Source organism: Edaphobacter lichenicola (assembly GCF_014201315.1).
GTDB lineage: Bacteria > Acidobacteriota > Terriglobia > Terriglobales > Acidobacteriaceae > Edaphobacter > Edaphobacter lichenicola_B.
The window spans coordinates 58,262-70,160 of the sequence record NZ_JACHDY010000008.1; the positions used below are offsets into that span (position 1 = coordinate 58,262).

General features: G+C 55.8%; 9 protein-coding genes and 1 pseudogene. 7 read left to right on the plus strand and 3 right to left on the minus strand.

Annotation, left to right across the window (positions count from 1 at the left end):
- Window positions 1-63: 63 nt before the first annotated feature.
- Window positions 64-543 carry a nuclear transport factor 2 family protein gene (locus tag HDF09_RS19835; protein WP_183769204.1) on the minus strand — a complete coding sequence of 160 codons (480 nt, stop codon included), beginning with the start codon at window positions 541-543 and terminating at the stop codon, window positions 64-66.
- A 130-nt stretch (window positions 544-673) separates the two neighbouring features.
- Between HDF09_RS19835 and HDF09_RS19840 the strand changes: the two genes are divergently transcribed.
- Window positions 674-1,153: an Rrf2 family transcriptional regulator gene (locus tag HDF09_RS19840; protein WP_183769205.1), complete on the plus strand. Its 480-nt coding sequence runs from the start codon at window positions 674-676 to the stop codon at window positions 1,151-1,153.
- 41 nt (window positions 1,154-1,194) lie between these two features.
- The gene (locus HDF09_RS19845) at window positions 1,195-2,025 is read left to right on the plus strand and encodes an oxidoreductase (protein WP_183769206.1); all 831 of its coding nucleotides are present in this window, start codon (window positions 1,195-1,197) and stop codon (window positions 2,023-2,025) included.
- A gap of 226 nt (window positions 2,026-2,251) precedes the next feature.
- Here the strand turns inward: HDF09_RS19845 and HDF09_RS19850 are convergent, their stop codons facing one another.
- A complete protein-coding gene (locus HDF09_RS19850; protein ID WP_183769207.1) occupies window positions 2,252-3,283 on the minus strand; it encodes an MBL fold metallo-hydrolase in 1,032 nt (343 codons plus the stop codon).
- Window positions 3,284-3,386: 103 nt separating this feature from the next.
- On the opposite strand from HDF09_RS19850, the pseudogene HDF09_RS19855 reads away from it, so the two are divergent.
- Window positions 3,387-3,713 (plus strand): annotated as a pseudogene (locus HDF09_RS19855) (Rrf2 family transcriptional regulator); the annotation flags it as partial.
- Window positions 3,714-4,054: 341 nt separating this feature from the next.
- Complete coding sequence (locus HDF09_RS19860; protein WP_183769208.1) at window positions 4,055-5,287, plus strand: IS110 family RNA-guided transposase; 1,233 nt, start codon at window positions 4,055-4,057, stop codon at window positions 5,285-5,287.
- A gap of 439 nt (window positions 5,288-5,726) precedes the next feature.
- On the opposite strand, the gene HDF09_RS19865 is transcribed toward HDF09_RS19860, so the two are convergent.
- Window positions 5,727-6,968: a hypothetical protein gene (locus tag HDF09_RS19865; protein WP_311720110.1), complete on the minus strand. Its 1,242-nt coding sequence runs from the start codon at window positions 6,966-6,968 to the stop codon at window positions 5,727-5,729.
- Between the two features lie 331 nt (window positions 6,969-7,299).
- On the opposite strand from HDF09_RS19865, the gene HDF09_RS21015 reads away from it, so the two are divergent.
- The 3 genes from HDF09_RS21015 to HDF09_RS19875 all read left to right on the plus strand — a co-directional run bounded on the left by HDF09_RS21015 (window position 7,300) and on the right by HDF09_RS19875 (window position 11,828).
- On the plus strand, window positions 7,300-8,295 hold the full coding sequence (locus HDF09_RS21015; RefSeq protein WP_311720111.1) for a TonB-dependent receptor: 996 nt from the start codon (window positions 7,300-7,302) through the stop codon (window positions 8,293-8,295).
- Window positions 8,222-10,846, plus strand: a complete 2,625-nt coding sequence (locus tag HDF09_RS19870) for an outer membrane beta-barrel protein (RefSeq protein ID WP_260181842.1) — start codon at window positions 8,222-8,224, stop codon at window positions 10,844-10,846. The genes HDF09_RS21015 and HDF09_RS19870 overlap by 74 nt, the downstream gene beginning before the upstream one ends.
- A gap of 193 nt (window positions 10,847-11,039) precedes the next feature.
- Window positions 11,040-11,828, plus strand: a complete 789-nt coding sequence (locus HDF09_RS19875) for a DUF1868 domain-containing protein (protein ID WP_183769210.1) — start codon at window positions 11,040-11,042, stop codon at window positions 11,826-11,828.
- Window positions 11,829-11,899 lie beyond the last annotated feature (71 nt).

Genomic DNA, 11,899 nt, shown 5'->3' on the forward strand with positions numbered 1-11,899 from the left:
TGCTTCCTTATGCTGCTAGATGGCGACGTCGCTAGACAACCGTTTTCATCTCACTCCTCCGCTTCAGAAGGCGAACGGCAGGTTATGGCGAACTTGCAGCGACTCGATGAGCCACTGTCCGTCCACGCGAACCAGGTTCTGCGTGTAGTAACCGGACTCGATCGGCGTGATCGTGCCCATCGCACCCGCCGCGCCCGCCGGCCAGCCGCTCGACGGCTTCGCGTCACCGAGGATGGTGAAGACCATGAACTGGGCGTCGACCGTCGCGTGGTCTCCGTCGATGTTGATCAGCAGGCCGTCGGTGGCGTTGTGGCTCCACCCTCGCGGCGGGTGCGGCTTCATCATATGCGTCGTCGCCTGGGCGATTGCCTCGCGCCCGGCGAGTTCCCCGATCAGCTCCGGCTTCCCGTCGGGATTGTTGTTGTAGAAGATCGTCACGCGCGCCTCGGGCGTGAAGAGCGCCCCCATGGCGGCGCCGTCGCGCCGATCGTGAGCCCGGACATAGTGGGCGAGAACCTGTTGCACAGCCAGTTCATCAGACATCGGAGTCTCCATTCGCTAATCGTTAGTGGTCAATAATTGACCCAACTGTATCTATCATTGAAGCATATCGACGGGTATTCTGCAAGTATCATAGGTACAGATAATTTTGACGGAGGAGGAGGCCTCACCTTTGATCGACGTTCGATTTCCTACAGCGCTTCAGATCATGCTCAGCCTGGCGTTGGCGGACCGGAACAGCGTTTCCCAGCTCTCCTCCGCCGAGTTGGCGAAGAGCCTCGGAGCGAATCCCAGCTTCGTCCGCAAGCTCCTAGTGCCGCTCGTCCAGAGCAAACTCCTACGGTCCCAGATGGGCAAGACCGGTGGCGTGCGTCTCGCACGACGAGCAGCAGAGATCACCCTGCGGGAAATCTACGGCGCGGTCGTAGCCGATACCAAAATCTGGGCGCCTCGAACCGGAATTCCGCATCGCTGCCTGGTGAGTTCCAACGTACAAGGCTACTTCGAAGAGTTGATTGACGACGCGCAGGAGGCGATCCTCTCCATGCTCGGGCAACGCACTCTGCTACAGGCCCTCACTGAATTGGAGATTCGCGAGAGTGCGAAGAGGACCACCAGCAGAGTTCGGCTATCGGTACAAAACAAGAGTTAGAACACATTGCAAGATGCAGTGGCGCAGCAATAGGAGGAACGATGTCACAGGTTTGGCTCATCACAGGTAGTTCGCGTGGACTTGGAAGGGCATTTGCGGAGGCGGCGCTCTCATCAGGTTTCCAGGTAGCCGCGACTGCTCGCAATACCGAAGATTTGGAGGAGTTGAAGGATAAATATGGCGATCTCGTGCTGCCCCTCTCTCTTGATGTCACCAGCGAAACGCAGGCAGGTGAGGCCGTGAAGGCTACAATTCGGACTTTCGGAAAACTCGATGTTCTGGTCAATAACGCTGGTTACGGAAATGTTGCTCCTATTGAGGACACCACGCTTGAGGACTTTCGCGCGCAAATTGAAACGAATCTCTTTGGGGTGATTATTCTCACCAAGGCCGTGCTGCCTTATTTTCGGGAGCGGGGTTCAGGCCACATCATCCAGGTCACTTCCATCGCAGGTCGCGTCGGACCCATTGGACGCGCACCATATGCAGCCGCTAAATGGGGCGTGGAGGGTTTTTCCGAGACGCTCGCGAAAGAAGTAGGACCCCTCGGCGTCAAGGTCACCATCGTTGAACCAGGTGGTTTCCGTACGGACTTCGCAGGGTCGTCAACCGAGCTGCGGGAAGGACGTCCCGAATACGATGCGACGGTGGGTAAGACAGCGCGCTTCCAGCGCGACTACAACGGAAAACAACCCGGGGACCCGACTAGGGCTGCAGCAGCATTGTTGAAGCTAGCCTCGGTTAAGGAGCCACCGTTACGCATCGTCCTTGGAATTGACGCATTCAATGCGGCGGAAGCAAACGATCTGGCCAAGATCGAGCTGGGGAAAGAATGGAAAGATCTTAGCTACGCGACGGACTTCGAACATTAGTCCCGTGAAACGTTAGGTTCCCTATCGGGACTGCCCCGAACCGTGATTTAAGGAATCTCTTTACCCGCTGGAGAGCATAAAGGGAACCAGTATCTTTCCGGAGATGACGATAGATTTGTCAGGACCTTCGTGCTCAGCAGCTCCCCTCAATCGGTTCCTGAAGCTCCACCGCTTAAGTGGTTTCCTGAGAGATTTCAATCGGCTGCTGCCGCTTCAAGCAAGCGCCCTAATGAACTCCTGGTTGGGCAGTGTGGTCCCACATCCGCTCCATCTCTTCCTTCTCATGCTGCTGAAACCTCTCCCGGTCGCCGGGCCTGGTGAACTTCGGCCCCGAGGGCCAGACCGAGAAGTCGCGCAGCGCCAGCCGCTGCGGCACGCCGTGCAATGACAGCAGAGCGTCCTCCAACTCCAGCAGCGATCCGCGCGAGAGCGCCAGTTCATGCTCCTGGCGCTGATACATCGTGCCCACCGGGTAATCGAGAAATGGTGTGCTCGTCTCCTCGATGTGGTTGCCCAGCACATGCGCCACCGGCTTGTCCTTCGTGAACGCGATCAGCCGCTCCGTGCTCGCTTGGAATGCTGCGAAATCCTGCACGTATAAACGGCCGGGATACAGGCTGTCGCTGGAGAGCAGGATCGCCGTATTCCGGTCATAGAAGGCCACGCTGGCCGCGCTGTGTCCTGGAATCGGAATCACGTCGATCACACGCCCGCCCAGATCGACATGCCCGATGTCGGTTGGCCAGTGCTCGATCCCATAGAACTTCTTGGTCGCCTCGACCTCCGCCGGCAGAAGGGTAACCGGGATCGCGGCATCGTTCATTGCCTGCAGCGCCTTGTCGCCCCAGACATGGTCTCGGTGCTCATGCGTATGCACCACCAGCAGCGGAATACTGGTGCGCCCATTGCGTGCTAGCCAGTTCTTGACCGTGACTTGAATCGCGGGAACAATATTGCCGTTACGCGATCCGGTATCCGCCAGCAACGCCTTGTCCTTGCCAAAGAACAGGAACACGAACGGCTTCTCGTAGTCCGTGCAGGGGGACTGCCGCAGGATAAAGAAGTTCGGGTTGTACTCATGCACCTGCCACTCTGGAATCTCCATGCACTTCGAGCCCTGAGACAGCCAGTGAGCCGGCGACGTGCCGCGCTCGATCGTCCCTCCATCCGGCTCCGGAAGCTGCGCCGACATCACGGCGAACGAAGACAGGCAAAGAATCGCCACCATGCTGGCTCTTACGATGAAAACTCTCGACATGTATCCCTCACTCCTAGGTTAACAGCGTTGGCTAGAAACTGTACTTCACGCGTCGCTCGCGCTCCACGACGGCCAGCCTCGTGCAAGAGCCGCCAATCCTAGCTTTCTACGAAAGCTGCTGGTGCCTCTGGTTCGTGATGGGCTGGCGCACTCGCTGGAGGGCAAGAACGGCGGAACACGCCTTGGCCGTCCTTCGGCAGAAATTACGCTACGCGACATTTATTGCTCGGTCATGGGAACAAAGAAGCTATGGATTCCACGGCCGGATGTACCTCAACGTCGTCTCGTCAGTTCAAATGTCGAACGTTTTTTTGAGGCGCTGGCCAATGATGCGGAAGAGGCTGTCCTCGGTCTGCTCGCTACTCGCACGCTTCATCAAAGCCTGGAAGAACTGGATAATCTTTCTGATTCTGATCGCTCTTCCGTGTAGCTCATTCCCAGCATCCGCATCGACATCGGACCAGTAGCGATTCGTCATCTTCTCCTGAGCGATGCGGCAGGCCGGACAGCTTGTCGACGAGTTTCGTAACAGTCCCCCACCGGTGTTTCCGACCCGCGATAGATGAAACGTGCAAGCGTGTTGGTGTAGAGTATTTTCGCGTCGTGGGCATTGAGGTCGGTATGAGTTTGGTGCGCATCAGCCCGTGTAACAGTCGGACCCGGAACCCCTTGAGCACCCCGGATTGTCGCCACGGGCAGTTTACCGCCCCGGAGCGCGCTTTCTAGATTTCTCCGATCGGGGCTCCACGCCAGCGGCGCAGAGGAGAAGCGATGGAACTTCTGCATCCGCATTGCGCTGGTCTGGATATTCACAAGGAGACGGTGGTGGCCTGCGTTCGTCATTTTAGGAACGGCAAGGTGACGACAGGAATTAAGACGTTCAAGACAACCACCGAGGAACTGATAGCCCTCTCCGATTGGCTTGTAACGGAAGGTTGTACGCATATCGTCATGGAGGCCACCGGCGTCTACTGGAAGCCGGTCTGGCATATTCTCTCCGACGGCGAGTTCGAATTGGTGCTGGCCAATGCCGGCCACGTCAAAAATGTGCCGGGGCGCAAGACCGACGTTAACGACGCCGTCTGGCTGGCCGAGCTCATGGCCCATGGACTGGTCAAGGCGAGCTTTGTGCCCGACCAACCAACCCAGCAAATGCGCGATCTGCTGCGTACCCGCAAGCAGTTCGGGCGCGAGCGCAGCAGTCATATTCAGCGCATCCAGAAGACGCTGGAGGACGCCAACATCAAGCTGGATTTGGTGGTCACCGATGTTCTGGGTCTCTCTGGCCGCCGCATCCTCCAGGCCCTGATCGCTGGCCACACCGCCCCCAAGGCACTAGCCGCACTGGCAGACCGGCGGATTCACGCCACCACAGCGCAACTGGAAGCGGCGTTGCGCGGCAGGGTGACGGATCATCATCGCTTTATGCTGAAGCTGCATCTGGATCAGATCGATGCCCAGGACGCGGCCATCGCTCGCATTGATAAGGAGGTCGACGGCAACGTCGAACCTTTTCGGGTCGCCCTCGAAATGCTGAACGGCATTCCTGGCGTCAGCTCACTCTCCGCCGAGGTGATCATCGCCGAGATTGGGGTCGATATGAGCCGCTTTGAAACCGCCGGTCACCTGATTTCCTGGGCTGGACTCTGTCCCCGCAACGATGAAAGCGCGGGCAAGCGGCGCTCCAGTCGCATGAAGAAAGGTGCGCCGTGGCTCAAGACCACTCTAGTGCAATGCGCCTGGGCGGCCGCGCGCACCAAGGACAGCTACTTCCATGCTCAATACCACCGCCTGCGCAGCCGCCGCGGCCCCAAAAAAGCTATCGGAGCCGTAGCCTCCTCCTTGCTCACCACCGCCTACCATATGCTCAAGTCTGGAACCCTCTACCAGGATCTCGGCGCTAACCACTTCAACCATCGCGCCAAAGACAAGCAAGCCCTTCACCTCATCCACCGCTTGAAGAACTTGGGATTCAACGTCCAAATCACGCCCTCGCCAGCCTAATCGAAATTCTGTTTCTTTCTAGCCTCGTTACTCGGCCTGCACTGGACAGCGGATGGGCGTGCAGACGATACCCCCCAGATTCTCAGATTGTCTTTGAAGCCTGGCGACGCTCCGGCGCAAGCCGATACACACTTCGCATTCGCTATCGTGGGCAAACACTGGACCAACTCCGCGCGGCTTCACCACTCACATTAACCCATCCGCCAGCTGAAGTGTTGGTCACACCCACTGGTTGCTCGTCCGCAGATGGGTGTCCGTGGAGCGTATTCCATAAGGCTGTGGTGAAGTCTCTGAGCTTTACCTTCGTAAAGCCCGATCTGACACCATCCCAAATCGCGCCTAAGACCCACGTGTTCGAGACCGCCGTTGTGCCACGGATATTGCTCGTAGCAAGAGATGAAGCCCGAGCGAAGGACCGACGATCGCTGGAATCGCACCATCAGTCCATCGTTCTCCAAGCAAGAATAGTCCTCTTTACCGAGGAATCGTTCAGATTAATGCTTTCCAAGACCAACTGGAAATGAGGAATTGTTCCGTCAGCACGCTTGATCCGATGCAAGAAGGGGAGCAGTGAAGAGTCGTCGGAGACGAAATCCCAAGCACACTCGGTGCCTGCCATTGAGGTTCCTTCTAGGATAAGCACGTTTCCTGTTCCGCTAAGGTTGGACATGAACGCGACTACGCCGTAGACCCGCTTTTGAGGATCGTCATAGTCTGAACTCCATTTGGATGGTTCTGTCCCGACCGCAGCCCGATTCAGAACTGTGTACTTGCGGATATGTGCATCCGAGAAGACAAAATTCATTTTGGGCTCAAAAAGCTCTACCCAAGGGTTTGCCGCCGCTGCCCCGATGAGTACAACATTTCCCGACTTCAAATCGTTCGGACGGACGTCGCGGGCGTAGCGGAGGTCGAACTTGCTCCTTTCAGAGTCTGCGACATGCTGCAAGGACTTGACCACGTCTAAGTCGACGATCGATGTGTATCGGCGGTTCGCAAGGTCGGCAACATCTACCTGTTCCTTGGCGTTGCCTTCCGCGGTCTTCGAACGGTAATTGCCAAGTAGATATTCCGCCAAGTCGATGTTTTGCTTGGTGATTCCTCGCCACATCACCAGTCCTGTGTCGCTTGGAACGACCATTGTTTGTTGATCTGGGCGAAAGAGGAGACTCCATAAGGGATGAGATGTTGTGGAGGTGATGGTCGTAGGTATGGTTCTAAGAATCCCAAGGGCTAGAAGCGCGACGAGCACGATAGTTACGGTTATCCATACCCAAGGTGTACTTCTTGTCTTCGGCGAAATCGCGGGGAACTCGGTGGGGACGGGCGCCGGAGAACTCTCAGGGGAGGGGTTCGACACAGCGGGAGCTAAATTCGGGTTCGCATGAGGCTCGAAAATAGGGACGTAACTTCCTCGCGGAAGGGTGATGCGTAGTGGTTCTTCCGAACCTTCTCCGTTGAAGTAGATGTCGAGCCGCTGTCTCAAGCGACTTGCCTGCGGCCTCACAATACCGTCGATAGTCGAGTCGTAATCGCGCGGTCGCCCGAAGACCGCGGTTCCGATCTTCTGTTCATTGATCTCGCTGGACCGGCCAGCAAGAGTGAGTTCACAGATACAGGTCAGAAAACTCGAAAGCCGTTCGCTCTTTGCAAACGCGGCAGAGTCGACGACTCTTTGCACTAACGCTCGCCGTGGATCACTCGCAGCGCTCCTGGATGAATTGATCTCCTTCGTGCTAGCGGCGCACATCTTAAGCCCTCTTCAAACCTACCAAGTAGACCACACCTGTATGAACACTGCCCAATCGAATTCATTTGGTGTTTATGTATCTATATTGTCCTGCCGACGCTGATACATCATTCTAAAAAATAGACTTACGCGATGCAACGGTGTCGTAGCGGCGAAATGTCTTGGCCTCCCTTCGCAAGGCTGCTAGGGTCGTCCTGCGTTTGACAAGGCCGCAACCCTTGTATACGAAAATCGAACTGCCGTTCTTATTGGAGTAGCCGCCGTGAATCTAAGTGTTTTGCACCACCTGTTCGTGTCCAGATACTGCAACGACGTTGACAAAACATCCGCTAAAGCCAGCCTTTCACTCTGCAAATATGTCGTCATCCTCCTTCTAATCCTTTCCTCAGCCACACACTGCCATGCCCAGTTCGACTCAGCCGAGGTTCTCGGCGCGGTCAAAGACCCAACCGGCGCGGTCGTTCCCGGAGCGACCGTTGTTCTCACGAATCCGGCCAAGGGCATCAAGGTCACTCGTCAGGCCGATGCAGACGGCAGTTACGACTTTACGAACGTTCAACCGGGTGAGTACACGGTGACCGTCCAAGCCACCGGATTCAGTTCTTCGATCACTGATCGGTTTACAGTCAATGTGGGCGCACGACAGCGGGTCGATATTGGACTGAAGCTTGGAGCCAGCACAGAGAGCGTGACCGTATCGGGGGCGGCAAGCCAGTTGGAGACCGACACAAGCGACCGTGGTCAGACCATCCAATCAGCCGAAGCGGTCACCTTGCCCCTGAATGGGCGTGCCTATGCGGATCTCTCCAAGCTCGTCCCAGGTGTTCGCCAGTCTTTGCTCGGGGTTACGTCGAATCCTCCGCGAGATGCGTCCTATAACATCAACGGACTCAACTCACAGCTCAACAACTTCGAACTCGACGGTATCGACAATAACGCCTATCAAGAGGCAAACCAGGGCTTCTCGAACCAGGCGTTCAGTCCATCGCCCGACGCCGTTCAGGAATTCAAAGTCCAAACGGACAATTACTCCGCCGAATACGGTCGCGCAGGTGGTGCCATCATCAACGCGACGACGCGCAGCGGTGCCAATGCTTTTCACGGGGGCGCTTACGATTATCTTCGTAACACCGTCCTCAACTCGTTCGGTCCATTCCTGGGTACCGGTTGTAAAGCCGACGCTGGTGCAAAACCAATTTGGCGGCACACTTGGCGGGCGGGTTATCAAAGACAAGCTCTTCTTCTTCGTCGATTATGAAGGTCTGCGCTCAGTCGCTCATCTCCTGACGACTGCGAATCTTCCGACACAAGCTGAACTTGGGGGCCTTTTCACTACCGATGGCACACCTACGGGCACACCTATTCCAGTGAAGAACCCGTACACCGGGGTAGTCTATGCCAACGGTCAGGTTCCTCTGAACGACCCGAACATCGATCCTGTAGCGTTGGCAGCCTTCAAACTCTTGCCGACCCCGAATATCCCCGGCGCGGCACTCACTGCAAACAACTTCCAATATTTACCAGCTACGACTGACTTTGAGAACAAGGGAGACGGGCGTGCCGATTTCGTTATGAATCCGCGTCAAAGTGGCTTCTTCCGCTATAGCCAGCGGGGGGCCTCGACCTTTCAGCCACCTAACATTCCAGGCTTAGCCGGCGGAAATAGCGCTGGAACGATCTATGCATACACCCGTCAGCTCGCCGCAGGTTACAACTGGGTTCTATCGCCTACATCTATCTTGGAGTTCCGCTTCGGCGAGACGTGGACACAAAGCGGCAAGATACCCGCACTTATCGGTCAACCGAACCTCTTGGCAGGAATACCCAATGTTCCTCAAGATCCATCCCTCGGTGGAGGCCTCAATACGCAGACCGTCACTGGCTTTACGCAGTTCGGCACGTCAGCCTCTGCTCTTCAGTTCACGAACCCAACGCAAGCCAACCCAAAGGTGAACTACACCTGGATCAAGGGCAAGCATAGCCTGAAGGTCGGATATGAATTCGGCTGGCTAGCGCAAGCGATTTCGGATTTTCATCCGAAGTTCGGGTCCGATACGTACTCTGGCCAGTACAGTTCGGCCGGCGCGGCAACGACGGTGCAAGCAGCGAATCTGACGGACTTCCTTTTCGGCGCGCGGAGCAATTACGCGCTTAACGCATTCAACGAAGTGAACTATCTGCGTTTCTGGCATTTCGGCTACATCCAGGATGACTGGAAGGCCCTCCCCAACCTCACCATTAACGCTGGCCTGCGCTATGAGTTTATGTCTCCCTACTATGAGCAGGACAATAAACTCCTTAACTATGATCCGGTCAACAATCAACTGCTTCAGGCGGGCACAGGGAAAGATGTCAATAGCACAACACCCGGCCATATCTATAAATTGCATTATGTCGGCGGATCTTCGCTCGCGGATCGTGCCCTCATAAATCCTGACTATAAGGACTTCGCTCCTCGTCTGGGCTTCTCCTATCAGGCGCGCCCAGGCACAGTCCTTCGCGGTGGCTACGGGATCAGTTATGCCTATCTGTTTCGCTTCGGCGGAGAAGGCCTCTTGGCGTACAACGGGCCCAACAACTATTCCGCGACTCTGCCCGTCAATCAGACTCCAAGACAGGGGCTCTGCACTTCTCTAACCCAGGACCCGACGACCTGTTTTCGTCGAACGCAAGATGGCTACCAGACCAACTTCGCCGGCCCGAGCAACTTCTCAACTGTACGAGCCCAGACCCGCTACACGCCAAAGAATTTCAGCACCCCGTACGTCCAGGCGTATCACCTATCGGTCCAACAGCAACTGCCGCTGCAAATGACGCTTGAGATTGCTTACGTAGGCAGTCACGGCGTCCATATCCCAACTTTGGGCGACTACAACCAGGCCCGTACCTGCATTGCGACGGAGATCTCTTCGGGAGCCTGCACCTCCACGGGCACTGCGTCTCTGCTCAATCGCAGACCCATTGCAAATTTCACTGACATCCTCACAGAACTTAACGCTAATTTCCTCACCTATAATTCGCTGCAAACTAAACTTATGCGCCGTTTCACGAACGGCTTCTTCCTTATCAACTCGTTCACATGGTCGGAGGCCTACGATCTTTCGGGCGCCGATCTTGAAACGGGCAACGGCGACAGCGCTGTTGTAAATATCAGGAACGTCGCTGGAGACCGAGGACCGTCAGGATACAATCAGCCGCTGAACAATACGACCTCTTTCATCTACGATCTGCCGTTCGGAAAGGGCCAGCGATTCGGATCAACATCGCCAAAACTTGTGCAACAGGTTCTTGGAGGGTGGGAACTGACAGGTACGAACATCGTGACGAGTGGCGTACCGATGAATTTGGCGTACACGCCGAACTCAAACCAAGTGGTGTCAACAACCAGCGCGGCCTACACCCTTCGTCCGAATCTAGTGAGCACAAACGCCGCAGTATACGGACACACACTCACCAAGACGAATAGCGCCGTCGGCGGTTTCCTGAATATCGCTGGGGTTTCTGCCGCAGCGGGTTCACAGCTCTTTGGAAACGCAGGACGAAACAATCTACGCGGACCGGCCTTTGGTCAGTTTGACTTGTCAGCGCATAAGCGTTTCACGCTCCTATCCGAAGGCCAGACTCTCGAATTCCGGATAGAAGCTTTCAACGTGCTAAACGCGACTAACTATATCTCTCCAACTACCAACATCGGAACGGTGAGCGCCACCGGCGTACTGAATCCAAGTGCGAGCTTCGGTACGTTCAGCGGCAGCTCCAGCGCGTTTCCTGCGCGTCAGGTGCAAGTAGCGATGCGGTTCGCGTTTTGAAACGAATACAACGAGAGGCAGCGGCAATTCACGTTGCCGCCTCTCGTCGGGCTTAATGATGCTCCGCCAACGATAGTGAATCAGAGCGACACGCATCCTATTTCAGACGTGAACACTCGCCTTAATTTCTTTGAGAAAAAGGACAAGAATGTTGCCTTACATAGAATCAATTCGTAGCCGTCGAGATTTTGTTTTGAGCGCCGCTGCATTTTCGTTATCGGCAATACTTCCGCATTGGCTATTAGCTCAGCAGAATGGATTACCCCCTTCCGAAGGAGATGACCTTAAGCTCACCGTTATTCCCAAAGACACGCACCTCAAGTTCAATCCCGATGGCACTCGGCGGCCGTTCGCTGGAAACACCGTAATCTGCCACCTTCCGCAACAAAGCCACGTGCAAGACACTGTGACGGCAGTGGGCGATGCATTGCGTTCAAGCTCCTTTGCGCCCAAACTGGCGATCTTGCCCAGCGACAGCTATCACGTCACCATACTTGGCGGTGCGAACGATTTGGACCGCAGCCAGTCTGAATGGCCCCAAGACGTCCCTATCAAAGCATCAATTACAGAATGCAATCGCATCATCGGGCAGAGGTTCGCGCAATTCAAAATACAGGAGGAGATGCCAATACGTTTCCGTTTAGACAAAGAGAAAACAATTGCTCCTCAGTTGGCGAGCGGGCTCCAACTCGTGCCCGCCGACCAGAATGAGAAGGTGAAGCTTAGCAGGCTTCGTGATCGCCTGGCTGACGAAGTATTTCTGTATCGCGCGAAGAACCACGCGACATTCGGATTTCATATCAGCCTTGCATATCAGATCCGCGGCTTTACGCTCGAGGAAAGACGAGAATATCAAGACTTACTTCAGCATCACATCCCGATCATTGTCGCCGCCGCGCCGGTGATCGAACTTGGCGTTCCTGAATTTTGTACGTTCGAAGACATGTACCGATTCGAGATACGTACACTCTTGCGCACCTAAGCCGTGAACGCCTTACCAGCTAGTTCTCTTGCCAATCGGCCTGCGAACTGGAATTTGCAGATGGCCGCAAA

Coding starts and splice junctions, on each gene's coding strand:
- HDF09_RS19835 (WP_183769204.1), bottom strand. CDS start 543: ATGTCTGATGAACTGGCTGTGCAACAGGTTCTCGCCCACTATGTCCGG.
- HDF09_RS19845 (WP_183769206.1), top strand. CDS start 1,195: ATGTCACAGGTTTGGCTCATCACAGGTAGTTCGCGTGGACTTGGAAGG.
- HDF09_RS19850 (WP_183769207.1), bottom strand. CDS start 3,283: ATGTCGAGAGTTTTCATCGTAAGAGCCAGCATGGTGGCGATTCTTTGC.
- HDF09_RS19860 (WP_183769208.1), top strand. CDS start 4,055: ATGGAACTTCTGCATCCGCATTGCGCTGGTCTGGATATTCACAAGGAG.